The 24,603-nt window shown below is 68.4% G+C and carries 16 protein-coding genes and 5 pseudogenes; 15 read left to right on the top strand and 6 right to left on the bottom strand.

Annotated elements, in window-relative coordinates; genetic code table 11:
- Positions 1-6: 6 nt before the first annotated feature.
- A pseudogene (locus tag KSF81_RS32275) lies at positions 7-402 on the top strand (hypothetical protein); the annotation flags it as partial.
- Positions 403-472: 70 nt separating this feature from the next.
- Positions 473-2,419 carry a tetratricopeptide repeat protein gene (locus KSF81_RS17975; protein WP_217380133.1) on the top strand — a complete coding sequence of 649 codons (1,947 nt, stop codon included), beginning with the start codon at positions 473-475 and terminating at the stop codon, positions 2,417-2,419.
- Here KSF81_RS17975 and KSF81_RS17970 read toward each other — a convergent pair.
- The 5 genes and pseudogenes from KSF81_RS17970 to KSF81_RS17950 form a co-directional block, all read right to left on the bottom strand.
- On the bottom strand, positions 2,320-2,877 hold the full coding sequence (locus KSF81_RS17970; protein WP_254453599.1) for a hypothetical protein: 558 nt from the start codon (positions 2,875-2,877) through the stop codon (positions 2,320-2,322). The two genes, KSF81_RS17975 and KSF81_RS17970, sit on opposite strands and share 100 nt — an antisense overlap.
- Positions 2,819-3,526 carry a glycosyltransferase family 2 protein gene (locus KSF81_RS17965; protein WP_309139607.1) on the bottom strand — a complete coding sequence of 236 codons (708 nt, stop codon included), beginning with the start codon at positions 3,524-3,526 and terminating at the stop codon, positions 2,819-2,821. Before KSF81_RS17965 ends, KSF81_RS17970 begins: the two co-directional genes overlap by 59 nt.
- A gap of 112 nt (positions 3,527-3,638) precedes the next feature.
- Positions 3,639-4,283, bottom strand: a pseudogene (locus tag KSF81_RS32270) (beta-1,6-N-acetylglucosaminyltransferase); the annotation flags it as partial.
- Entirely contained in the window at positions 4,280-5,059 is a 780-nt protein-coding gene (locus KSF81_RS17955; protein WP_217380129.1) for a hypothetical protein, read from the bottom strand. The gene KSF81_RS17955 and the pseudogene KSF81_RS32270, both read right to left, overlap by 4 nt.
- Before the next feature lie 200 nt (positions 5,060-5,259).
- Positions 5,260-6,171 (bottom strand): DUF3405 domain-containing protein, encoded by a 912-nt coding sequence (locus KSF81_RS17950; protein WP_217380128.1) that lies wholly within the window; start codon positions 6,169-6,171, stop codon positions 5,260-5,262.
- 200 nt (positions 6,172-6,371) lie between these two features.
- On the opposite strand from KSF81_RS17950, the gene rfbF reads away from it, so the two are divergent.
- Together rfbF and KSF81_RS17940 are read left to right on the top strand one after the other, a co-directional pair.
- On the top strand, positions 6,372-7,151 hold the full coding sequence (gene rfbF / locus KSF81_RS17945; protein WP_309139606.1) for a glucose-1-phosphate cytidylyltransferase: 780 nt from the start codon (positions 6,372-6,374) through the stop codon (positions 7,149-7,151).
- 1 nt (position 7,152) lies between these two features.
- Positions 7,153-8,451, top strand: a complete 1,299-nt coding sequence (locus KSF81_RS17940; protein ID WP_217380126.1) for a class I SAM-dependent methyltransferase — start codon at positions 7,153-7,155, stop codon at positions 8,449-8,451.
- Between the two features lie 499 nt (positions 8,452-8,950).
- Here KSF81_RS17940 and KSF81_RS29975 read toward each other — a convergent pair.
- Positions 8,951-9,865 (bottom strand): annotated as a pseudogene (locus KSF81_RS29975) (oligosaccharide flippase family protein); the annotation flags it as partial.
- Between the two features lie 427 nt (positions 9,866-10,292).
- Here KSF81_RS29975 and egtB point away from each other — a divergent pair.
- The 11 genes and pseudogenes from egtB to KSF81_RS17880 all read left to right on the top strand — a co-directional run bounded on the left by egtB (position 10,293) and on the right by KSF81_RS17880 (position 24,598).
- Positions 10,293-12,422 (top strand): ergothioneine biosynthesis protein EgtB, encoded by a 2,130-nt coding sequence (gene egtB, locus KSF81_RS29970; RefSeq protein WP_254453597.1) that lies wholly within the window; start codon positions 10,293-10,295, stop codon positions 12,420-12,422.
- Between the two features lie 49 nt (positions 12,423-12,471).
- Complete coding sequence (locus tag KSF81_RS17925; RefSeq protein ID WP_217380124.1) at positions 12,472-13,206, top strand: glycerophosphodiester phosphodiesterase family protein; 735 nt, start codon at positions 12,472-12,474, stop codon at positions 13,204-13,206.
- Between the two features lie 102 nt (positions 13,207-13,308).
- On the top strand, positions 13,309-14,106 hold the full coding sequence (locus KSF81_RS17920) for an ABC transporter ATP-binding protein (protein WP_217381753.1): 798 nt from the start codon (positions 13,309-13,311) through the stop codon (positions 14,104-14,106).
- On the top strand, positions 14,103-16,010 hold the full coding sequence (locus KSF81_RS17915; RefSeq protein WP_217380123.1) for a long-chain fatty acid--CoA ligase: 1,908 nt from the start codon (positions 14,103-14,105) through the stop codon (positions 16,008-16,010). The genes KSF81_RS17920 and KSF81_RS17915 overlap by 4 nt, the downstream gene beginning before the upstream one ends.
- Before the next feature lie 5 nt (positions 16,011-16,015).
- Positions 16,016-16,909 carry a branched-chain amino acid ABC transporter permease gene (locus KSF81_RS17910; RefSeq protein ID WP_217380122.1) on the top strand — a complete coding sequence of 298 codons (894 nt, stop codon included), beginning with the start codon at positions 16,016-16,018 and terminating at the stop codon, positions 16,907-16,909.
- Between the two features lie 4 nt (positions 16,910-16,913).
- The gene (locus KSF81_RS17905; RefSeq protein ID WP_217380121.1) at positions 16,914-17,981 is read left to right on the top strand and encodes a branched-chain amino acid ABC transporter permease; all 1,068 of its coding nucleotides are present in this window, start codon (positions 16,914-16,916) and stop codon (positions 17,979-17,981) included.
- Between the two features lie 27 nt (positions 17,982-18,008).
- Complete coding sequence (locus KSF81_RS17900; RefSeq protein ID WP_309139604.1) at positions 18,009-19,292, top strand: ABC transporter substrate-binding protein; 1,284 nt, start codon at positions 18,009-18,011, stop codon at positions 19,290-19,292.
- A 25-nt stretch (positions 19,293-19,317) separates the two neighbouring features.
- Positions 19,318-20,145: an ABC transporter ATP-binding protein gene (locus tag KSF81_RS17895; RefSeq protein ID WP_254454112.1), complete on the top strand. Its 828-nt coding sequence runs from the start codon at positions 19,318-19,320 to the stop codon at positions 20,143-20,145.
- 3 nt (positions 20,146-20,148) lie between these two features.
- Positions 20,149-21,817, top strand: a pseudogene (locus KSF81_RS17890) (acyl-CoA synthetase).
- Positions 21,818-22,993: an isovaleryl-CoA dehydrogenase gene (locus tag KSF81_RS17885; RefSeq protein WP_217380118.1), complete on the top strand. Its 1,176-nt coding sequence runs from the start codon at positions 21,818-21,820 to the stop codon at positions 22,991-22,993.
- Positions 22,990-24,598, top strand: a pseudogene (locus KSF81_RS17880) (carboxyl transferase domain-containing protein). The gene KSF81_RS17885 and the pseudogene KSF81_RS17880 overlap by 4 nt, the downstream one beginning before the upstream one ends.
- The last annotated feature ends 5 nt before the right edge of the window (positions 24,599-24,603 follow it).

Raw genomic sequence — 24,603 nt, 5'->3', positions numbered from 1 at the left:
CCGCCCGTGCCGCCGGCCACTGAGGTGGCGCTCGCCAAGGGCGCCGGCCTGGCGGCTGGCCAAGGATGCTACCGCCAGGCCATCGCGGCCCTGGCCGCGGGCCAGGCGGAGCAGGCGGTGCCACTGCTGCTGCGAGCCGCAGCCGAGGGCGACGGCGGGGCCTGGTCCGGGCTCAATCTGGGCCTTGCCCTGGCACAATTGGGCCGGCTGGTGGAGGCGGTGCCGCATCTGGAACGCGCCGCGCACGAACTGCCCGAGCTGGCGGAGCCGCATGTCCGGCTCGGTACCATCGCCGGGTTGCGGCGTGAACCGGAACGCGCCGCAACCGCCTTTCGCTCGGCACTGGCGCGCGACCCGGGCCATGTTCCGGCCCTGGCCGCCCTCGCGGCCATCGAGGAGGAAGCCGGGCGCTTCACCGAAGCGGCGGCGCTGATCGCGCGCGCGCGCGCCTTCGATCCGATGGAGCCGGGAATTGGAATTCGCTGCCGCCCGCCTGGCGCTGCATCGTGGCGAGGCCGCCTCCGCCCTGGAAGGCGCGGCAACGGTCCTGACGCAACGCCCGGCCCATGCTGGCGCGGCGCGGTTGCTGGCCGAGGCGCTGCTGGCGCTGCACGAGCCTACTGCGGCACTGGCGGAGGTGGCGGTGCGCGCCAAGGCCGACCCCTTTGTCGCCGGCTGGCCTCTCGCTGCGGCCCAGCTGCATGAAATCGCTGGAGACCCGGCTGCTGCCATCGCCGAACTCCGCACTGCCGAGATGCTCGCCCCCGGCGAGGCGGAGATCCAGGCGGCGCTTGGCCGCATGCTGGCCGCCGCCGGTCGCGGCGCGGAGGCGGAGGCGGTGCTGCGGACCGCCATCATCCATCGCCCGACCGACCTCGATCTGCGTAACCTGCTGGCGACGGTGCTGTGGAAAGCTAACCGCCTGGGAGCAATGCTGGAGATGCTGGATTCGGCCATTGCCGAATTCGGGCTGCATCCCACCCTGCTGATGAATCGTGCCCTGGCCCTGAATGCCCGCGGCGAACAGGATGCGGCGCTTGCGGCGGCGGATGCCGCCGTCGCCGGATCGGAGGGCGGGACAGCCGCCCTGGTCAACCGCATGGCAGTGCTGCCCTATCACCCGGGGCAGGGCCATGCGGCGGTGCTGCTGGCTGCGGGGCAGGACATCGCCGCAGAACTGGGCCCCGTACCGCCGCCGCTGCACCGGCGCCCGCGCGCCCGAAGGGGGCGACTGCGGATCGGGCTGCTCTCCGGCGGACTGGGCGTGCATCCCGTGGGCTGGCTGACCTTGGCCGGGCTGGAGGCGCTGCCAGAGGCCGAATTCGAGCTCGCCGCCTATGTCCTGAAATCCCGGCAGGACCAGCTTGCCGCCCGCTTCCGGGCCCGCTGCGCGATCTGGCGCGAGATGGGTGAGGCGGAGGATGCCACCATTGCCGCCGCCATCGCGGCGGATGGAGTTGACGTGTTGGTCGACCTCGGCGGCTATGGCGAGGGTGGGCGCCCCTTCGTGCTGCACCATCGGCCAGCGCCGGTGCAGGTGAAATGGGTGGGCGCGCAATTCTCGACCACCGGCCTGCCCTGCATCGACTGGATGCTGACCGACCGCTGGGAAACCCCGCCGGAGCATGACTGCTTCTACACCGAGCGGTCGCTGCGCCTGCCCGATGGCTATGTCTGCTACACGCCGCCGCCCTATGCGCCCCCGGTTGCTCCTCTGCCGGCATCGGCGCGGGGCGCAGTGACATTCGGCTGCTTCAACAACCTGGCGAAGGTAACGCCGGCGGTGCTGGCGGCTTGGGCGCGCATCCTGGCGGATCTGCCGGGGTCGCGGCTGGTGTTGCGCACGCCCGTCCTCGGCGAGGCGGCGACGCGGGAGGCGCTGCGCCACCGCCTGGCCGCTGCCGGGCTGCCGCCGGGCCGGGTTCTGCTGGAAGGCGGCCTGCCACATCGCGACCTCCTCGCTGCCTACGGCGGCATTGACATCGCGCTCGACCCTTTTCCCTATACCGGCGGCCTCACGGTCTGCGAGGCGCTGTGGATGGGCGTGCCGGTGGTGGCATTGGCCGGCGACAGTTTCTGCGCCCGGCACGCGCTGAGCCATCTGAGCAATGTCGGCCTACCCGATTGGGTGGCGACGACGCCGGAAAGCTATGCGGCGCTGGCCGTGGCGCGTGCCCGGGACCTGCCGGCACTCGCGGCGCTACGCGAGGGGTTGCGGCCACGCATGCAAGCCTCGCCCCTTTGCGATGCGCCGCGCTTCGCACGGGGATTGGCGCAGGCGCTGCGTTCGGCTTGGCAGGACTGGTGCGATGGGGCGGATCAGGCCGACAGCAGGGCAGGGGCCTCGGCGCGAGCGGCCATCCAGCCCGGCGTATCCCGCATCAGCCCGAGCGAAGCCAGTTGTGCCGGTCCGGCATAGCGCAGGCTGCGCGACGAGTGCAGCCGGAAGGCCGGGTCCGCGTGCAGCGCCGCCAGGTAGCGCCGATACTCGCGCGACCCATCATAATGCGCGCCGCGTGCCACCGCGTCCTCGGCGCGGGCGTGGAAATCCTGCAGGAACTTGAAATGCAGCAGCACGCCGCTGGGTTGTTCGGGCGCCAAGGCCATCGGCGCGAGCATATGGGTGGAGGAGATCAGCCGCGCACCCTCACGCCACCGCACCAGCGGCACCTTCGTCAGGTTGGGCGAGCGTTTCGGCGCCAGCGCCCGGAACCAGGCCGCCGCACGCAAAGGCGGCAGGCGCCAGCCCAGATTGAAAAGCCGCTGGTGCACCTGCCGGGCGGGACGCCGTGGATCGGCTTCCGGGAAGAACAGCCGCTCACGCAGGCCGCCGAATTCCTGGCGGTAGGGGAAGTGCTCGCTCCGCTCCCGCCGCAATTCCCGGCCGTTCGAACCAGGGCGCGACGGCCAGCAGGTCATCGCCGGATGCGAAATCGAGGTCCCGCAGGGGCTGCTCCGGAAAACAGTCGAGCAGCACCGTCGGCAGCGCCTCGGAGCCGATCGCATCGAGATGCGCGCAGAGCGGCCTGAGCCCAGCCTGGTCACTGCCGGGAAACACTAGCAGTTCATCGGCATCGACCACCAGCACCCAATGGCCCCGTGCGTAGCGGTCGAGCAGCGCGTTGGTCCAGTCCACGCCGAAATTCGACCCGGCGTAGCTGCCCGGCGCATCGATCAGATGCACCGAGGGGTCGCGGGCCGCGATCTCCCGCGTGTCATCGCTCGATCGGTTGTCCACCAGGATCGTGCGATCGACGCCGAGTGCCCGCAGATGCTGCAGCGCGGCCGGCAGGCGCAACGCCTCGTTCCGCGTGACCATCAGGGCCAGGATCTCGCCCGACCGTGGTGCTGGCGGTTGGCCGATCGGGGAAAGGCCGTCGGGCAGAGGGGCTGGCTCCGAACGCCGCGCCTCGCCCTCCCCGGCGAGCGCGACGCGCACCGCGTCCGGTTGGGTCCGCAGGTCGAACTTCCGGGCGAAGGGCCGCAGGCTGGCCCGCGCCGCGTCCAGGCCGGGCAGATCGATCACGGCCGGACTGAAATCCTCCATCCGCTGCCAGGAACAAGGGTTCGCCCACCTGCTCCGCGTGGCGGGAGCCGCCGAGCAGGGTCTGGAAGAAGCTCTCATCGGGGATGCGGACCCGGTGGAAGAAGGTCGTGTACCAGGGATTGGCATCCAGGAAGCGCAGCATCTCGCAGGCACAGTCGGCGGTCATGTGCCACCATTGGCTGCCGACCATCGGCGTCAGGCCGCGCAGCCCGCGTGCCAGGTCGCGACGGCCCAGCAGCCAGGCATTGCGGTTCACGCTGCGCCGCAGCCGGGAATGCTGCTCGCGCCCCGGCAGGCCCGGATGCCAGAAGCGGCGCAGGCTCTCGCGCTCCGGCGGCTCCGCGGCGGCGAGGCGGAGATCGATGTGCTGCCGGCCGTCGAACAGGAAGGCGGCGATGCGGGCGGCCGGCTGCACTGGCAAATGCGTGCCGGACAGCAGGCAGACATGCTGCGTCGCTGGATTCCGCAGGGCTTGGCGCAGCAGCAGCAGGCTGGCCTCGATCATGCCGAAACCGCCCCAGGCGATGCGGCGGCTCTCCGCCTCCGGCGCCAGCCAGACGCCTGGCGGCAGTCCTGGCAACAGGGCCTGCCGGACCGCGCGGGCGCGGGCATCGAGATGCAGATAGCAGGCAGCGCCATCATCGCTCAGGCGTTGTAGCAGCAGTGCCAGTTGCGGTGCGTCGTCATGCGCCAGGACAAGGCAGGCGAGGCCCTCAAGGGGAGCGGGCGGCGTCATGCAGCGCGAACCTTGGGGGGAGTATTGGCCATCTCGTCCTTTTCCCATTGGGCCCAATAGGCGGCGATGGAGCTGCGGCCTTCGCCGGTAGCGCGGATGCCGCGGCCGAGCAGCGCAGCGAGCAGGCTCGGCCCGACCCGCTCCGATGCCACCTCGGCATGCGCCACCACCAAGCGGCGTGCCGCCTCGATGAGCCGTCGGCGGGCCAGGGTGAGAAGCCCGGCGAGCGGCAGCCCGGACTCCGCCAGGACCTGCAGGCGGGCCAGCGCGCGGATGCGGGAGGCCGGCAGCAATGCTTCCCAGGCGGTGCCCGGCGACAGATCGAGGCAGCCGGTGCCCCAGGGCTGCTGATCCAGCAGCCCCCAGAGCGCATGGGCCGGATCAGGCAGCAGCGCCCCCCGGATCCCGGCCTTCCGCACCAGGGTGAGCCTGCCAGCCTCGGCGACACAGAGCACCGCGTCACCGGTCGCCTGTGCCGCAATGGCGGAGAGCCGGCTCGCCGGGCAATCCGCCTCGGGCCAGAGCAGCAGGGGCGACCCTAGCCGCGGTGGCTCACCCGTGCCCAGCCAGATGCCGGGACCAGTATCGACCCTCGCCCTGCATGCAACGGTGATGCCCTGGCTGGCCAGCAGGCAGAGCAGCCCCTCCAGCCGCAACTGCCCATCGAGGTCAGCGGCCTCCGGTAGCCCGTGCAGGGTGACGCAACGCACCCGAACAGCCGGGTCCAATCGTAGGAGCTTCGGCACATCCAGCAGGCGCCGCTTGGCCTGTTCCATTCGGCGGGGCAGAGGTGTCCATGGGGTCGGGGATGGGGCCAAGAGGGTTCGTTCCGTGTTGCCGGCGACGAACGCGGTCACGCCGGCGTGGTTCCTGTCATGGCAGCAAAGGCCAGGCACCTCCGCAACGGATGCCATGGCGCCGAATCACGTCGGCCGGAGCCTATGCGGCTTCGGCAGCTTCGGGGTTTCGCCGCAGCCTATGGTGCTTGCGGTCCGGTGCGCCGAACCCGTCGCTGCGTCAAGCGGCCGAGCAGATCGCGGCGGGTGCGACCCAGATCGGCGCGCAGGTCGCGCAGGGCCTGCCGCAATTCCGCCCGTGGCCAGAATGGCTTCACCGGATGCCACAGCATGTTCGGCCGGCTGCCCGGCCGGTAGAGCGGCGGCTTGAACATCAGCGTACCAGGGGCCAGGCCGACATCCTGCATCGAACTGCTGTAGAAGCGTTGCCGCAGCTCCGGAGGCGTGAAGGGACCTTCGCCACCCGGATCGGCGAGGCGGAGCCCGGCCGCGGCGATGGCGCTGGGCCATACCGCCTCCGAATGCCCAGTCCAGCCGTCGCGCCAGGCGGCATCCACCGCACGGATGCCGGCCTGGCTGGCGCGGTAGATCGGCATGAAGGCACAGAGCTGCGCCTCAGGCGGCAGCGGCACGGCCGGAACGAAGCCGGTCCACCAGGCCCAGCCCGGCTGGTCAACCCGCCGCCGCAGGATGGGCGAGAGGAAATCCGCATCCACTGCTTCCAACGGGCCGAAGAAACGGCGCCAGTTGCCACTGAAACGGACATCGTATTCCACCATCCAGTAGTGGTCGTAATCCGGATGGGTCCGGAAGAAATGCAGCATGATCAAGTCGGTATGGCCGCCGTTCCAGATATTCCAATCGGCGCCGCCGCATTTCGAGGTGTAGGGCGCGTAGCGCAGTTCCGGCGTGCGGACCACATGATGTGGGATTTTTTTTAACCGTGCCGGGAGCGGCGCGTCAGGGGCCAAGTGAATCAGGACGCGAGCATCGAATTCCGGCGGCAGTTCGCGCCGCAGCCTGTCGAAGACCCGGGCGCTGCCGCTGTCGAAGAAATGCGTCTGGAATAGAATCGCGGTGCGGCGGGCCATGATGCTCGTTTGCTGCGTAGGTGGATGAAATCTGGATCGGATTGGTCCCGCGCGCCGCTCAAACCCGCGCGAACAGGCATTACGGCGCGAGACGCAGGGGCAACCCTTATGTGATGGAACCGTAGCGAGACGGCGATGCTTGTGCCTTTCGTTTCGTATTCGGCAATGGGAGTCCGGAACCGGTGGGAGAAATGCAAGCTGTGCGCAAGGCAGTGATATTGGCCGGTGGCTTCGGCACCCGATTGATGGAAGAAACCGAGGCTCGGCCAAAACCCATGGTTGAGATCGGCGGTCGGCCCATGCTTTGGCATATCATGAAGCTCTATTCAGACTGCGGCATACAGGATTTCGTCATTCCGCTCGGCTACAAAGGATTCATGATAAAGGAGTTCTTTGCCAATTACCGGCTGCACATGAGCGATGTGACCTTCGACTACGGCCGCAACGATGAAGGCCGCATGACAACCCATGCCGGCCGGGCGGAGGCCTGGAAGGTAACCCTGGTGGATACCGGCCTGCAGACTATGACTGGCGGCCGCCTGCGCCGCCTCCGGGACCATATCGGCGACGCACCTTTCTGTATGACCTATGGCGATGGCGTGGCCAAGCTGGATATCCAGAAGGTGATCGCTTTCCACAAGGCGCATGGCCGTCTTGCAACGGTCACCGCCGTGCACCCGCCCTCCCGCTTCGGCACGCTGGAAATGCAGGGCGAGCAGGTGGCGGCCTTCCGCGAGAAGCCGCAGGGCGGAGACAACTGGATCAATGGCGGCTTCTTCGTCCTGTCGCCTGAGGTGCTCGACTACATCGAGGGCGACCAGACGGTCTTCGAGAAGGAGCCGATGGAGCGGCTCGCCGCCGATGGGCAGCTCATGGCCTATCGCCACGACGGATTCTGGTTCTCCATGGATACCTTGCGTGACAAGAAGCAGCTTGAGGAGATGTGGGCCACCGGCAATCCGCCCTGGGGCATGGGCTGAGATGCGCGGCCCGGCGTCCGAATCCAGGACCGTTCCGGCCCGCCGCGAGCCGGCCGGCTGGCGGGCCCGCGCCGCCGCCGCCTGCCGCTGCTGCGGCGCGCCGCTGACTGAGAGTTTCGCCGATCTCGGCATGACGCCCCTCGCAGATTCCTGCGTCGCGCCGGAGGATGCAGGGCGGATGGAGCCCTTCTATCCGCTGCATGCCATGGTCTGCTCGGATTGCCGCCTGGTGCAATTGCCGGAATCGGAAAGGCCGCAGACGGGCTTCGCCGAGTATCTCTACTACTCCTCGGTATCGGAAGCCTGGCTTCGTCATGCAGGAGCCTATGCGGAGCGGATGGTGGCACTCCATCGGCTCGGCCCGCAGACGCCGGTGGTGGAGGTGGGGAGCAATGATGGCTACCTCCTGCAGTACTTCGCCCGGCGCGGCATTCCGGTGCTGGGGATCGATCCGGCGGTGAACGTGGCGCAATCCGCCATTGCCCGCGGCATTCCGACCGAGGTGATCTGTTTCGGCGCCGCCACGGCGCGCCGGCTGCGGGCCACCCGCGCCGCGCCGGTGCTGATGGCGGCAAACAACGTGCTGGCGCATGTGCCGGATCTGCACGATTTCGTGGAGGGGTTCCGTCTGCTATTGGCCCCTGGCGGGGTTGCCACATTCGAATTTCCGCATCTGCTGCGGCTGATGCAGGGCAATGAATTCGATACCATCCACCACGAGCATTTCTCCTACCTGTCGCTGCTGGTGGTGGAACTGATCTTCGGCCAGCATGGGCTGGTCGTGTACGACGCCGAGGAATTGCCGACGCATGGCGGCTCGCTGCGCTGCTTCGTCCGCCATGTCGAGGATGCCGCGAAGCCGGTGACTGCGGCGGTGGAACGGCTGCGGGCGATCGAACGGGCGGCGGGGCTGGAGGGGCCGGAGGCCTATCGCCGCTTCTCGGAAAGCGTGATCGGGACCAAATGCGCGCTTCTCGACTTCCTGGTTGGCGCCCGCCGTGCCGGGCAAAAGGTGGCGGCCTATGGTGCGCCGGCGAAGGGCAATACGCTGCTGAATTACTGCGGTGTGGGACGTGAATTGCTGCCCTTCACGGTCGACCGCAATCCGCACAAGCAGGGGTTGATGCTGCCTGGCAGCCGCATCCCGATCCGTGCTCCCGAGGCAATCCTGGAGGAGCGGCCGGACTTCGTGCTGATCCTGCCCTGGAACCTGCGGGAAGAGGTGGCGGCGCAGATGTCCGCCATTCGCGGCTGGGGCGGCCGCTTCGTGGTGCCGATCCCAACGGTGCAGGTGTTCTGAGCCTGCCTATTCCGCCGCGGCGGCCATTGGTGGCATCGGGTGCAGGGCACGCGGCATGCGGCGGCCGAGCGCCAGCCAGGCCACCGCGGCGAAGACCAGCGCCCCCCCCCGCCGCCGCCATCACCAATTCCGCCAATGGCGGCACCCGCAGTTCCGCACGCAGCAGCATGACGGCCAGGCTCATGGTGCCGGTCGCCGCCAGCGCCGGGGCGATATGGCGCAGCAGCCAGAGCGGCGATTTCCGCAGCTCATGCAGCACCAGCCAGAATAGCCATGGCGCGATGGCGACTGTGCTGGCGGCCCAGCAGATTGCTACGCCCACCGGCGTTTCGGGCCGCGCTGCCAGAAGCGCCGTCAGTGGCACCACCATGGTGATGGTGGAGACCAGCAGGTTGCGCCGGGTCTTGCCCAGGGCCACGAACAGGCTTCCCGCATCGCCCCAGGTGAAGGAAAAGACCGCCACCCAGGCCACTACCTGAGCCGCCGCCGCCGCTTCGCTCCAGACAGGGCCGAGCAGGGCCTGCACCATGTCGGGTGCCGTCAGCGCAACGCCAGCGGCGATCGGCATGCCGATCAGCGCCTGCAACTGCGCGATCTCGCCATAGGCCTCGGCCAGCCCGGCACGGTCCTTCTGCAGCATCGAGAATCGCGGCAGTGCAAGGCGGGAGGTCGAGCCCCAGACCACGCCGAGCGCCGAATCGACCAAGCGGAAGGCGACGTTGCAAACCGCCACCACAGCCTCCGCCGTCACGATGCCGAGCGCCAGCACGAACAACCGGTAGCGTCCCGCGAGCACGACCACCGACAGGATCTGCGGCCCGGCGACCGGCCAGAGATCAGCGATGGCGCCGCGCGAGAGGCGCGGCCGCAGGACCTGCCGGGAGAAGAGCAGCAGGAGCAGGAATGTGGCCAGCGTCGCGCCTGCCTGCTGCGCCACCATCGCCCAGGCCCCGAGCCCCGCATGTGCCGTCAGCAGCCCGGCCAGCAGGCCGAGCGGCTGGCCCACCAATACCCGCAGCGCGAGAAGCCGATACCGCTGCTGCCGCAGCACCAGCCCGGCGGTGGCCCCCGAGAAGGCCGAGAAAGGCAGCAGCGCCGCCAGCGCGAGTGTCAGCGGCAGCACCAGCGGCGCCTGGGCACTAGCGGCCAGCCCCGGTGCCAGCAGCGCCAGCAGGCCCGCGCCCAGCAACCCGACCAGCACCTGCACGGTGACGGCGCTGCGGGCATGCCGGCCGGTCAAGGCCATCCGCTGCACCAGCGCATCCGTGAACAGCGAGGCGCAGGCGATATCGGCCAGCAGGAAGCCCGCGATCGCCACCGCTCCGGTACCCGCTGCTTCCGGCCCGATCACCCGCGCGATCAGCATCAAGGAGAAGAAGGAGAAGATAGCGGAGGTCGCGGTTTCGGCGAGCACCCAGGCGGACGAGGAGGCGGCAGGAAGACGCAGACGCACCGTATGGAAATTCCTTGGGTTTGGTCGGCACAGGAAGCAGCCGCCGGCTGGCACGGCCCAACATCAGGGTCTCGGGCTATGGCCGCAGCACAAAACTCCGTGGTCAGCCCACCGGTTCCAGCATGAACGGCCTTTCAGCCGCAACTTCACGGAACCGCCAGCACCGGCATGCCTTTCGTTGAAGCGGGACGACACATGCCCATAATCAAGCTGGCGGCGCGCCAAATCTCTAGGCGCTTGGCCGCATCCGCACGATGTTTTGGTCATATTGCGCCGGCGCGGCACATGGTTCGCGCCGGGACCTGCCCCGGCCCCGATACGGCGGAGCAGCGATGAAAGGGGACCGAAACCACGCATGAATGCCATCGATCCCGGCGCCGGAAGGCGTATGTTCCGGCCGCTCGCGCTGCGCTACCGGCAAATTCGGGCAAGGACCGAGGCCCTGGCGGCGCCGCTCTCGCCGGAGGACCAGGCGGTGCAGTCCATGCCGGACGCGAGCCCGGCCAAATGGCACCGCGCCCATACCACCTGGTTCTTCGAAACCTTCCTGCTGTTGCCGCATCGGCCCGGCTACCGGCGCTTCCGCGAGGAATTCGGCTATCTGTTCAACTCCTATTACGAATCCGCCGGACCGCGCCATGCGCGGCCGAAGCGGGGCATGCTGACCCGCCCCTCGACCGCGGAGATCGGCGACTACCGCGCCCATGTGGATGCCGCAATGGCGGAGCTGCTGCGCGACCCGCCCCAGCCGGTGCTGCCGCTGATCGAGCTCGGCCTGCAGCATGAGGAGCAGCATCAGGAATTGCTGCTGACCGACATCCTGCACGCCCTGGCGCAGAACCCGCTGTATCCGCCCTATGATCCCGGCTGGCGCGATCCCGCCGCGGCAGCCGGACCGGCTTCCTACCTGGAGGGGCCGGAAGGGCTGGTCGAGATCGGCTGGGCGGGCGAGGGCTTCGCCTTCGACAATGAGGCGCCGCGGCACCAGGTTTTTCTCACGCCCTACCGGATCACCGACCGGCTGGTGAGCAACGCCGAATGGCTCGATTTCATGGCGGCGGGCGGCTACCGCACGCCCGGGCTTTGGATGAGCGATGGCTGGGCCGCCTGCCAGGCCGAGGACTGGGAGGCGCCGCTGCACTGGCAGCCGGGTGAGGGCGGCTGGCGGCAATTCACCCTCGCCGGGCTGCGGCCGGTCGATCCCGCCGCCCCGGTCCGGCACATCTCCTGGTACGAAGCCGAGGCCTTCGCCCGCTGGGCCGGTCGACGCCTGCCGACCGAGGCGGAATGGGAAGCCGCCTCCGGCCTGCCGGGATTCCGGGATGCCGGGGGGGCTGGCCTGGCAATGGACCGGCAGCGCCTATCGTCCCTATCCCGGCTTCCGCCCCTGGGAGGGTGCGGTCGGCGAGTACAACGGCAAATTCATGGTGGGGCAGATGGTGCTGCGCGGCGGCTCGCTGGCCACCCCGCCCGGCCATGCGCGACGGAGCTACCGCAACTTCTTCCCGCCGGGCGCGCGCTGGCAATTCGCCGGGCTGCGGCTGGCGGAGGACGCGGCATGAGCCAGGCCCTTCTCCGCGGCGCCGCGACGGCCCAGCGGTCCGCGCTGCTCGCCGATGCGCTGGCGGGGCTTTCCGCCGCCCGCAAGACCCTGCCCTGCAAATGGCTCTACGATGCCGAAGGGGCACGGCTCTTTGAGGCGATCACGCGGCTGCCGGAATACTACCCGACCCGCACCGAAACCCGCATCCTCAGGGACCAGGCTCCGGCCATCGCCGAGGCTGTCGGCCCCGGTGCCGCGGTGGTGGAATTCGGCCCGGGTGACGGCGCGAAGGCGGCACTGCTGCTGCCGGGGCTCGCCGCACCCGCCGCCTATGTGCCGGTGGATATCGCCCCGGAATGGCTGGAGGGTGCCGCCTCCCGGGTGGCGGCAGCGCTGCCCGACCTGCCGGTGCTGCCGGTGGTGGCGGATTTTACCCTGCCCTTCGCCCTGCCGCCGGGGCTGGGCAGGGCCCCGAGGCTCGGCTTCTTTCCCGGCTCCACCATCGGCAATTTCGAGCCGGAGGAGGCAGTGGCCTTCCTCCGCCGTGCCCGGACCACGCTCGGGCGCGGGGCGCGGCTGCTGCTGGGCGCCGATCTGGTGAAGGACCCGGCGGTGCTGGAAGCCGCCTATGACGATGCCGCCGGCGTCACCGCGGCCTTCAACCTCAACCTGCTGCACCGGCTGAATCGGGAGGTGGGCGCTGATTTCGACGTGTCCGCCTTCCACCATCGGGCGATCTGGAACGCAGCGCTGGAGCGGGTGGAGATGCATCTGGTGTCGCTCTGGGCGCAGCAGGTGCGGCTGGCGGGGCGGGTGATCCGCTTTGAGGTCGGCGAGACCATCCATACCGAGAGCAGCCACAAATACCGGCCGGAGCGGCTGGCCAGCCTGGCGGAGGCGGCAGGCTGGCGGGCGGTGGCGGCCTGGACCGATCCGGAGCGGCTGTTTTCCGTCTGGCTTCTGGAAGCGGGCTGACGCGGCACCCGGCCGCGGTCAGGATGGGGCCGGAACCGCAGGAATCGCCATGCCCCGCACCGAGATCGCCAGCCATCGCGGCGGCGCCTTCCTCTGGCCTGAGAATAGCCGGATGGCTTTCCGCCAGGCCCTCGCCCTGCCGGCGGAGCAGCTTGAACTGGATGTGCATCTCTCGGCCGATGACAAGGTGGTGGTGATCCACGACGCCACGCTCGACCGCACCACGGACACAACCGGCCCCGTGCGCGGCCGGACCCTCGCGGAATTGCGGCAGGTGCGGCTGCGCGGCACGGGCGGGGAGGGGGTGCCGAGCCTTGCCGAGGTGGCGGCGATGGTCCGCGAGGCGGGCCGGGTGCTGCGGCTGGAGGTCAAGGCGGATACGGCGGGCCGGCTCTATCCCGGCATCGTGCCGCGCTGCCTCGCAGTGCTGGATGCCGCCGGGATGCGCGGCCGGACCGTGCTGATGAGCTTCCAGCCGCTGACGGTGGCGGAGGCGGCCGCCACCGGCGGCCTTGCCCGGCTGGTGCTGCTGCTGGAGGCGAAGCCCTGGCGCGGCATGGGCACGGCCGGCGCCACCGCGCTCTGCCATGCCTGCGGGGCGGAGGAGCTTGGTCTGCCGATCAACGAATGCGATGCGGCGGTCGTGGCGGCGCTGCGGGAGGCCGGGCTCGGCGCCAGCGCCTGGGGCGCGAATGACGCGGCGACAATCCAACAGGCCCTGGCGCTTGGCCTTGATGCCCTGGCCACCGATGATCCACCCTTGGCCTTGCGCCTCAGGGTGTGACCCCATTGCGGATTCCCGGCGCATAGACTGGGGCAACATGTTACGAATACGGCGGGAGCCGTACGAAACGGGGAGAAGGTCCGGGTGGCGGAAGCGGTGCCGATGCTGGAAGCCGTGGGGGTGTCGCTGCGCTTCGGTGGCGTGCGCGCCCTGACCGATGTCTCCTTCCAGGTCCGGCAGGGCGAGATCTTCTCCATCATCGGCCCGAACGGCGCCGGCAAGACCTCCATGGTGAATTGCATCTCCGGGCGCTACCGGCCGACCGAGGGGCAGATCCGCTTCGAGGGCCAGGACATCACCCGGCTGCGCACCAGCCGCCGCGCCGCCATCGGCATCGGCCGCACCTTCCAGAACCTGGCGCTGTTCGGGCACATGACCGTGCTCGACAACATCATGGTGGGCCGCCACCACCTGCTGCACCGCGGCTTCCTGCCCGGCATGCTCTGGTGGGTGGGTGGCGCCGCGCGGGAGGAGATCGCGCATCGACGGGAGGTCGAGGAGATCATCGACTTCCTGGAAATCCAGCATGTCCGCAAGGCGGTGGCTGGGACGCTGCCCTATGGCCTGCGGAAGCGCGTTGAACTTGCCCGTGCCGTGGCGCTGAAGCCGAAGCTGATCCTGCTCGACGAGCCGATGGCGGGGATGAACCTCGAGGAAAAGGAGGACATGGCCCGCTTCATCCTCGACCTCAACGAGGAATGGGGCATGACCGTGCTGATGATCGAGCACGACATGGGCGTGGTCATGGACATCTCGAACCGGGTCATGGTGCTGGATTTCGGCCGCCGCATCGCCGCGGGCACGCCGGACCAGGTGCTGGCCGATGAGCATGTGCGGCGCGCCTATCTCGGCGAGTCCGATGAGGCGGTGCCGGAAGCGCAGGAGGCAGTGCCGACATGAGCGACTTGGCTGACACGCTGCCGAAGCTGCTGCTCCGCAACGCGCGCCTGCATGGCGGTGAAGTGGCGTTGCGGGAGAAGGAATTCGGTATCTGGCGCAGCATCACCTGGGCGGAATACGAGGCAAGAAGCCGGGCCTTCGCCCTGGGACTTCGCGCGCTCGGCCTCGGCATCGGCGACGTGGTGGGGCTGATCGGCGACAACCGGCCCGATTGGGTGATGGGCGAGATCGCGGCGCATGCCATCGGCGCGCGGTCGCTTGGCATCTATCGCGACGCGCTGGACGACGAGGTGGCCTATCTGCTGGAGCATAGCGGCACGAAAGCGGTGTTTGCCGAGGATGAGGAGCAGGTGGACAAGCTGCTCAATATCTCGGGTCGCGTGCCGGGGCTGCGGCACATCATCTATTCCGACCCGCGCGGCATGCGGAAATACGCCGATCCGCGCCTGCTGCCCGCCTCTGAGTTGGTGCAGCGCGGGGAGGCGGCGCATCAGGCGGACCCCGGCGCCTGGGCCGGGCTGGTCGAGGCGACGCGGGGCGAGGAGGTGGCGATCCTCTGCACCACTTCCGGCACCACGGCGCGACCGAAGCTGGCGATGCTCACTGGCGGTGCGCTGATTCGCCATTGCGAGAGCTACCTGAAGGCCGATCCCAAGGGGCCGGAGGATGAATACGTCTCGGTCCTGCCGCTGCCCTGGATCATGGAGCAGATCTACGCCCTCGGTTGGGGCCTGATCGCCCGGATGAAGATCAATTTCGTCGAGGAGCCGGAGACGATGATGGCCGATTTCCGGGAGATCGGCCCCACATTCGTGCTCTTCGCGCCACGCGTCTGGGAGGCGCTGGCGGCGGATGTGCGCGCCCGCGTCATGGATGCCTCGCCGCTCAAGCGCCGCATGTTCGATCTCGGGATGCGCCTCGGGCTGGAGGCGCTGGACCGCGGCGGGCGCTCGGCGCTGGCGGACCAGTTGCTGTTCCGCGCGCTGCGGGACCGGCTCGGCTTCACCAGGCTGACCTCGGCGGCGACCGGCGGTGCGGCGCTCGGGCCGGACACCTTCCGCTTCTTTATGGCGATGGGCGTGCCGCTGCGGCAGCTCTATGGCCAGACCGAATTGCTGGGCGCCTATACGGTGCACCGGCCGGGTGATGTGGATTTCGACACGGTGGGCGTGGCTTTCGACGAGACGATCGAGATGCGCATCCACGAGCCGGACCATAATGGCGTCGGCGAGATCGTGACCCGCCACCCCAACATGTTCTCCGGCTATCTCGGCCTGGCCGAGGCCGCCGATCTGCGCGAGGGCTGGCTGCATACCGGGGATGCCGGCTATTTCGACAAGGCGGGGCATCTGGTGGTGATCGACCGCATCAAGGACATCGCCACCACCAGCCGTGGCGACCGGTTCTCGCCGCAGTATATCGAGAACAAGCTGAAATTCTCGCCCTATGTGGCGGAGGCGGTGGTGCTCGGCGATGGCCGCCCGCATCTGGCCGCCATGATCTGCATCCGGTTCCCGATCGTCAGCAAATGGGCGGAGCGCAACCGCATCGCCTTCACCACCTATACCGATCTCTCGGCGAGGGACCAGGTGCTGGAATTGCTGCGGACGGAGGTTGGCAAGGTGAACGCAACCCTGCCTGAGCCACAGCGCATCCGCAACTTCGTGCTGCTCTACAAGGAACTGGACGCCGACGACGATGAGCTCACCCGCACCCGCAAGGTGCGCCGCGGGGTGATCGGGCGGAAATACGGCGACATCATCGAGGCGATCTATCGCGGCGACCGGAGGATCCCGGTGGATACCACCATCGCCTTCCAGGACGGCACGAAGCAGCGCATCCGCACCACGCTGACGGTCGTGACGATGGGCGAGGGCGCGGCGCTTCCCATGGCGGCGGAGTAGGACGCATGGACTGGTCGCTGCTGCTGCAGCTCACGCTGAACGGGCTGATCGTCGGCGCGCTCTATGGCGTCGTCGCGATGAGCTTCGTGCTGATCTACAAGGCCAGCCAGGTGGTGAATTTCGCGCAGGGCGAATTCCTGCTGGTGGGCGCCTGGGTCTGCTGGTGGCTGCTGACGGACTGGCAACTGCCCTTCTGGGCCGGATTCCTCGTCACCCTGGCCTTCATGACGCTCTTCGGCATGATCCTGCAGGTGGTGGTGCTGCGGCCGCTGATCGGGGAGCCGGTGATCAGCGTCATCATGGCGACGATCGGCCTCGGCATCTTCTTCCAGGCGCTGATGAAGTGGATCTTCGGCGTCTTCGCCAAGCCCTTCCCGCCGATCTTCCCGGTGGAGCGGGTGAACCTGCTCGGGCTGGAGGTGCAGACGGTCTATCTGCTGAGCCTCGGCATCTCCGTGCTCATCATGGCGGGCTTCGCCTGGTTCTTCAGCGTCTCGAAGCACGGGCTGGCGATGCGGGCGACGGCCTTCGACCAGCAGGTGGCGCAATCGCTGGGCATTTCGGTGCCGAAGGTCTTCGCGATGTCCTGGGCGATCTCGGCGGTGGTGTCCTCGGTCGCGGGCGTGGTGGTGGGAGTGGTGAACGGCGTTTCCTCGGCGCTGTCCTTCTACGGGATCAAGGTGTTCCCGGCGGTGATCCTGGGCGGGCTCGACAGCATCATCGGCGCCGTGCTCGGCGGGCTGATCGTCGGCGTGCTGGAGAATTGGGCGCAATACATCGACGCGGAATGGCTGAACTGGGGCAACATGTACACCATCGCGCCCTTCTACGCCCTCATCCTGATCCTGCTGGTCAAGCCCTATGGGCTGTTCGGCACCCGCAACATCGAGCGGGTCTGAACCGATGACCGCCATGACCCCGGCCGGCGACTACCGCAGCACCTATCGGGAGGACATGACCATCTTCCCGACGCGGGGCAGCCGCTACGCGGTCTGGCTCGGGCTTGCCCTGCTCTGCCTGGCGCCGCTGGTGCTTGGGCGCTACGAGCTGGGGCTGCTGATCACCATCGGCTTCTCGGCCATCGCCGCGCTTGGGCTCAATATCCTGGTCGGCTTCACCGGGCAGATCAGCATCGGCCATGCGGCCTTCTTCGGCTTCGGTGCCTTCGCCAGCGCCTGGCTGCATGAATCCGCGCATATCCCGGTGGCGCTCTGCATCCCGCTGGCGGGGCTGATGACCACCGCGGTCGGCATGGTCTTCGGCCTGCCGGCGGCGCGGCTGAAGGGGCTGTATCTCGCCATTGCGACCCTTGCCGCGCAATTCATCCTGGAGGATTTCTTCGCCAGGGCCAGGTGGTTCACCGGCGGCGTCGCCGGCCGCATCACCGAACCCTTCGAGTTGTTCGGCTGGGTGGCGGACCGCGAGGAAAGCTATTTCTACGTGGTCCTCGCTTATGTCGTGGTGATGTTCGTCGGTGCCGCGAACCTCATGCGAACCCGGGACGGGCGCGCGCTGGTGGCGGTGCGCGACCATTACCTCAGCGCCGAGATGATGGGCATCAACCTAGCCTATTACCGCACGCTGAGCTTCGGCATCGCCAGCTTCTATGCCGGCATCGGCGGCGCGCTCTATGCCCATTACCTGCTGTTCGTGAGCGTCGAGGCCTTCAATATTCTCTTCTCCATCCAGTTCCTCGGCATGGTCATCATCGGCGGCCTCGGCAGCGTCATGGGCAGCCTGATGGGGGCGGCCTTCATGGTGCTGCTGCCGGAGGCGGTGCAGATGGCGGCCGATGCGCTCGCGGGCGGCGCCATCGACCGGGCGCTGCGGCTCGGCGCCTCCATCAGCTTCCTGCGCGAGATGGTGATTGGTGCCGCCATCATCCTGTTCCTCGTCTTCGAGCCGGACGGGCTGGCGCGGCGCTGGCGCCTGATCCGCGCCTATTGGAAACTCTACCCCTATTCGCATTGAACGAATCGACGGGAGGCAAGAATGAAGATGCGGCGGACAATCCTTGGACTGGCAGCGGCGCTGGCCCTGGCCCTGCCGGCGGCGGCGCAGCAGCGCATCCCGGTCGGGCACCTGATGGATAATTCCGGCGCCACCTCGGATGTCGGCCTGCCCTATGGCCAGGGCGTGGCGGATACGCTGGCCTGGGTGAACAGCGCCCGCAACGGCATCAACGGCCGGCTGCTGAATGTGCTGGGCTTCGACTATGGCTACCAGGCGCCGCGCGCCGTCAGCCAGTACCAGGCCTGGAGCCGCGACCGGGTGGTGGCTATCCAGGGCTGGGGCACCGCGGATACCGAGGCGCTGGTCCGTTTCGTCACCCGCGACCGTATCCCCTATATTTCCGGCTCCTACTCGGCGGCGCTGACGGATGCCGCGGGCCGCAGCGGGCGCCAGGGCGTCGAGGCGACGCCCTTCAACTTCTTCTACGGCCCCTCCTATTCAGACGCGCTGCGCGGCATGCTGCGCTGGGCGGCGGATGACTGGAAGGCGCGAGGCCAGCAGGGCCGGCCGAAATACGTCCATATGGGCGCCAACCACCCCTATCCGAATTCGCCGAAGGAGGCGGGCGAGACCCTGGCGCGCGAACTCGGCTTCGAGGTGCTGCCGGCTATCGTCTTCGCGCTGACGCCGGGCGACTACACCGCGCAATGCCTGACCCTGCGCAACCAGGGGGCCAATTACGCCTATCTCGGCAATACCGCGGGGTCGAATATCTCGGTGCTGCGGGCCTGCCAGACGGCGGGGGTGAACGTGCAGTTCCTCGGCAATGTCTGGGGCATGGACGAGAATGCCATGAAGGCCGCCGGAGCCGCGGCGAATGGCGTGGTCTTCCCGGTCCGCACCTCGACCGTCTGGGGCCAGCAGGCGCCGGGGATGGAGACGATGCAGCAGATCAGCCGCGTCTCCGACCAGTCCGGCACCACCTATCGGCCGGTGCACTACCTGGCCGGCGCCTGCGCCGCCATGCTGATGGTGGAGGCCATGGAGACGGCGGCTGCGAATGGCGGCGAGGTGACCGGCGTGCGGATCCGGGATGGCTTCTATGCCCGCAAGGACTGGGTGCCGCGGGGCTTCGACGGGGTCTGCGCGCCATCCACTTTCACCGCCGAGGACCATCGCGGCACCATGCGCATAATGCTCTATCGCGCTCGGGTGAATGGCGATACCAGCCAGGGCAGCATCGGCGAGCTGATGCAGGCCGGCACCATGCGGCTGGAGCCGGTGACGACCATCGAGCTTGAGCGCAAGCGCGAACTGCTGGGCTGGTAGGCGCATGAGCGCCGCGCCGGAGGTGATGGCGAGCACGTCGCCGGGGGCAACCCCGGCGACGCAGCCGGCATTGCTGCAGGTCAACAATATCGAGGTAGTCTACAACGACGTCATCCTGGTCCTGCGCGGCCTCTCGCTGGAGGTGCCGCAGGGCAGGATCGTGGCACTGCTCGGCGCCAATGGGGCGGGCAAATCCACCACGCTGAAGGCGATCTCCGGCCTGCTGAAGACCGAGGAGGGGGAAGTCACCCGCGGCGACATCCGCTTCGCAGGTGAGCGGATCGACGGCATCGACCCGCATCTCATCGTCCGCCGCGGCATCTTCCAGGTGATGGAGGGGCGGCGCATCATCGCCGACATGACCTCGCTGGAAAACCTCCGCCTCGGGGCCTTCACGCGGCGCGATGCTGAGGTGAAGCGCGATATCGAGATGGTCTATTCGTTCTTCCCACGCCTCAAGGAACGCACCGGGCTTGCCGGCTATCTCTCGGGTGGCGAGCAGCAGATGCTGGCGATCGGCCGGGCGTTGATGGCGCGGCCGAAGCTGATCCTGATGGACGAACCCTCCATGGGTCTCTCGCCGCTGCTGGTGCGCGAGGTTTTCGGCATCATCCGCCGGCTGAACGAGCAGCTTGGCATCACCATCCTGCTGGTCGAGCAGAATGCCCGCATGGCGCTCTCTGTTGCCTCCTATGCCTATGTCATGGAGCAGGGAAAGGTGGTCCTGGACGGCACGGCGGAGGCGCTGTCCACGAATGAGGATGTGAAGGAGTTCTACCTCGGCGGCCATGGCGCCGACCGCAAGAGCTTCCGCAACCTGAAATCCTACAAGCGCCGGAAGCGTTGGTTGTAAGCCATGCTGCCACAGGGTGACAACTACGAGGCTATCGAGCGTGCATTCCGCTGGCGCATCCCGCCGCGCTACAACATCGCGGCCGATGCCTGCGACCGCTGGGCCGATGGCAGCGGCAGGTTGGCGCTGCTGCATCTGCGCGCGCATGGTGGGCTGGAGCGGATCAGCTTTGATGAGTTGCGCGCGAGGTCCAATCGCCTGGCCAATACGCTGCGGGCGCATGGCATCGTGCGGGGCGACCGGATCGCCGTGCTGCTGCCGCAGGTGCCGGAGGCAGCGGTGGCGCATTTCGCCGCCTATAAGCTCGGCGCCATCGCGGTGCCGCTGTTCCAGTTGTTCGGCGAGCAGGCCCTGGAATTCCGCCTGCGGGATAGCGGCGCGGCGGCACTGGTGACGGATGCGGTGGGGCTGTCGAAGCTCGATGCCATCCGCGCCGGATTGCCAGCGCTGCGCCTGGTCTGCACGGTGGATGGTCCGGGGCAGGGGGGCGCTGGACCTTGCGGCCGAGATGGCACGTGCCAGCGATGCCTTCACGCCGGAGGATACGGCGGCGGATGATCCGGCCCTGATCATCTACACCTCCGGCACCACGGGCAGCCCCAAGGGCGCGCTGCACGCGCATCGGGTGCTGCTCGGCCATCTGCCGGGCGTGGAGATGCCGCAGGACCTGTTTCCCAAGCCGGGAGACCTGTTCTGGACCCCGGCGGACTGGGCCTGGATTGGCGGGCTGCTGGATGTGCTGCTGCCCAGCCTGCATCATGGCGTGCCGGTGCTGGCGCATCGCATGACCAAATTCGATCCGGAAGTCGCCTTTCGCCTGATGGCGGAGCATGGCGTGCGCAACGCCTTCCTGCCGCCGACCGCGCTGAAGATGCTGCGCGCGGTGCCGGACCCGGCGCGTTTCGGGCAGCGGCTGCGCTCCATCGGCAGCGGCGGCGAGACGCTGGGCGAGGAGTTGCTGGAATGGGGCCGCGCCGCCTTCGGCTGCGCCATCAATGAGTTCTATGGCCAGACCGAATGCAACCTGGTCGTCGCCAATTGCGCCTCCATCATGCCGGTGAAGCCCGGCTGCATGGGGCGCGCGGTTCCCGGACATGCGGTTGCCGTGGTGGATGCGACCGGCAATCCGCTGCCGCCCGGCGGCCCCGGCACCATTGCGATCCGCCGGCCGGACCCAGTGATGTTCCTCGGCTATTGGAACAACCCGGAGGCAACGGCGGCCAAATTCATCGGTGACTGGCTGCTGACCGGCGACCAGGGCGCGCAGGACGAGGAAGGATATTTCCGCTTCATCGGCCGCGATGACGATGTCATCAACTCCGCCGGCTACCGCATCGGACCGGGCGAGATCGAGGATTGCCTGTTGCGCCATCCGGCCGTCGCCATGGCTGCCGTGGTCGGGCTGCCGGATGCGCTGCGGGCGGAGCGGGTCGCTGCCGTCATCGTGGCGGCCGCGGGCGTGGTGCCTGGCCCGGCATTGGCGCAGGAGATCCAGGATTTCGTGCGGACCCGGCTCGCGGCCCATGCCTATCCGCGAGAGGTGCATTTCGCCGATACGCTGCCGCTCACGGCTACCGGCAAGGTGATTCGGCGTGACATCCGGCAAAGGCTTGGCAAGCCCGGCGGGGAGGCGGATGTTCCGCCGGCGGACCCCGGAGCGGGGAGGGTATAGATGGCCTCGAACACGGAGACCCCCGGCCTCGATTTCGGCCTCGGCGAGGAGATCGACATGCTGCGCGACAGCGTCCGGGACTTCGCCGCCGCGCGCGTGGCGCCCATCGCTGCCGAGATCGATCGCACGGATGAGTTCCCGCGCCACCTCTGGCCGGAGATGGGCGCCCTCGGGCTGCATGGCATCACGGTCGGGGAGGAATGGGGCGGCGCTGGCATGGGCTACCTGGCGCATTGCGTGGCGATGGAGGAAATCAGCCGCGCCAGCGCCTCGGTGGGCCTGTCCTATGGCGCGCATTCCAATCTCTGCGTCAACCAGATCCGCCGCAATGGGACGGAGGAGCAGAAACGCCGCTACCTGCCGAAGCTGGTCAGCGGCGAGCATCTCGGCGCGCTGGCGATGAGCGAGGCAGGGGCGGGGTCCGACGTCGTCTCCATGCGGCTGCGCGCCGACCGGCGCGGCGACCGCTATGTGCTGAACGGAACCAAGCTCTGGATCACCAATGCGCATTATGCGGAGACGCTGGTGGTCTATGCCAAGACCGAGCCCGATGCCGGGCCGCGCGGCATCACCGCCTTCATCGTGGAGGGTGGCTTCAAGGGATTCCGGCCCGCGCAGAAACTTGACAAGCTCGGCATGCGCGGCAGCCCTACCTCCGAATTGGTCTTCGAGGATTGCGAGGTGCCGGCCGAGAATGTGCTGGGCCAGGTGAACGAGGGCGTCCGCGTGCTGATGTCGGGCCTCGACTACGAACGCGCGGTGCTGGCGGCCGGCCCGCTCGGCATCATGCAGGCGGCGCTGGATATCGTGATGCCCTATATCCATGAGCGGCGGCAATTCGGCCAGCCGATCGGCGAGTTCCAGCTCATCCAGGGCAAGGTGGCCGACATGTACACCGCGCTCAATGCCTGCCGCGCCTATGTTTACGCAGTAGCGCGGGCCTGCGACCGCGGCCAGACCACGCGCAAGGACGCGGCCGGCGCCATCCTCTACGCGGCCGAGGCGGCGACGAAGATCGCGCTCGATGCCATCCAGATCCTGGGCGGCATGGGCTATATCAACGAGACGCCGACGGGCCGGCTGCTGCGCGATGCCAAGCTCTATGAGATCGGCGCCGGCACCAGCGAGATCCGGCGCATGCTGATAGGGCGCGAATTGTTCAGGGAAACAGCGTGAGCATCCTGCAATCCAGCATAGAAAGCCGCGGCGCGGAATTCCGTGCCAATGCCGCGGCCATGCGTGCGCAACTGGCGCAGCTTGCGGAGCGCAGCGCAGTGGCGGCACAGGGTGGCCCGGAGCCCAGCCGGCAGCGGCACCTGTCGCGCGGCAAGCTGCTGCCGCGGGAACGGGTGGAGCGGCTGCTCGACCCGGGCTCGCCCTTCCTCGAACTGTCGCCGCTGGCCGGTTTCGGGATGCATGATGGCGAGGTGCCGGCGGGCGGCCTCATCACCGGCGTCGGCCGCGTCGCGGGGCGGGAATGCGTCATCGTTGCGAATGACGCGACGGTGAAAGGCGGCACCTATTTCCCGATCACGGTGAAGAAGCATTTGCGAGCGCAGGAGGTGGCGGAGGCGAACCGGCTGCCCTGCATCTACCTGGTCGACAGCGGCGGCGCCAACCTGCCGAACCAGGACGAGATCTTCCCGGACCGCGACCATTTCGGCCGCATCTTCTTCAATCAGGCCAATATGTCGGCGCTGGGCATCCCGCAGGTCGCGGTGGTGATGGGAAGTTGCACGGCCGGCGGTGCCTATGTGCCGGCCATGTGCGACGAGGCGATCATCGTCCGCAACCAGGGCACCATCTTCCTGGCCGGCCCACCGCTGGTGAAGGCCGCGACAGGCGAGGTGGTGACGGCCGAGGATCTCGGCGGCGCCGATGTCCACACGCGCCTCTCGGGCGTCGCGGACCATTTTGCGGCGGATGACATGCATGCCCTGGGCATCGCGCGGCGCATCCTTGGCACCGTCAACAGCGTGAAGCATGCATCGCTCGACCTGCGCGCACCGCTGCCGCCGCGCTACGACCCGCAGGAACTGCACGGCATCATCCCGCAGGATGTCCGCCAGCCCTATGACGTGCGCGAAGTGATCGCACGGTTGGTGGACGGCAGCGAATTCGACGAGTTCAAGCATCGCTACGGCGCCACCCTGGTTTGCGGCTTCGCCCGCATCTGGGGCTACCCGGTCGGCATCCTGGCCAACAACGGCATCCTCTTCTCGGAATCCGCCCTGAAGGGCGCGCATTTCGTGGAGTTGTGCAGCCAGCGCGGCGTGCCGCTGCTGTTCCTGCAGAACATCGCCGGCTTCATGGTGGGGCGCAAATACGAAACGGGCGGCATCGCCAAGGACGGCGCCAAGCTGGTTACTGCCGTCGCCACCACCAGCGTCCCGGAATTCACCGTCATCATCGGCGGCAGCTTCGGCGCCGGCAATTACGGCATGTGCGGCCGCGCCTATTCGCCGCGCTTCCTCTTCACCTGGCCGAACAGCCGCATCAGCGTGATGGGCGGGGAGCAGGCTGCCAGCGTGCTGGCCACCGTCCGGCGCGACAATATCGAGGCGCGGGGGGGGAAGCTGGCCGCCACAGGACGAGGAAGAGTTCAAGGCACCGATCCGCGCCCAGTACGAAGCCCAGGGCGATCCCTATTACGCCACCGCCCGGCTTTGGGATGACGGCATCATCGACCCCGCCATGACGCGGGACACGCTCGGCCTGGCGCTTTCCGCCGCGCTCAATGCGCCGATCGCGCCGACGCGCTTCGGCCTGTTCAGGATGTAGGCCGG

It is taken from the genome of Siccirubricoccus sp. G192, from assembly GCF_019084075.1.
Taxonomy (GTDB): domain Bacteria; phylum Pseudomonadota; class Alphaproteobacteria; order Acetobacterales; family Acetobacteraceae; genus G192.
This window is presented reverse-complemented; position numbering and strand designations above follow the sequence as displayed.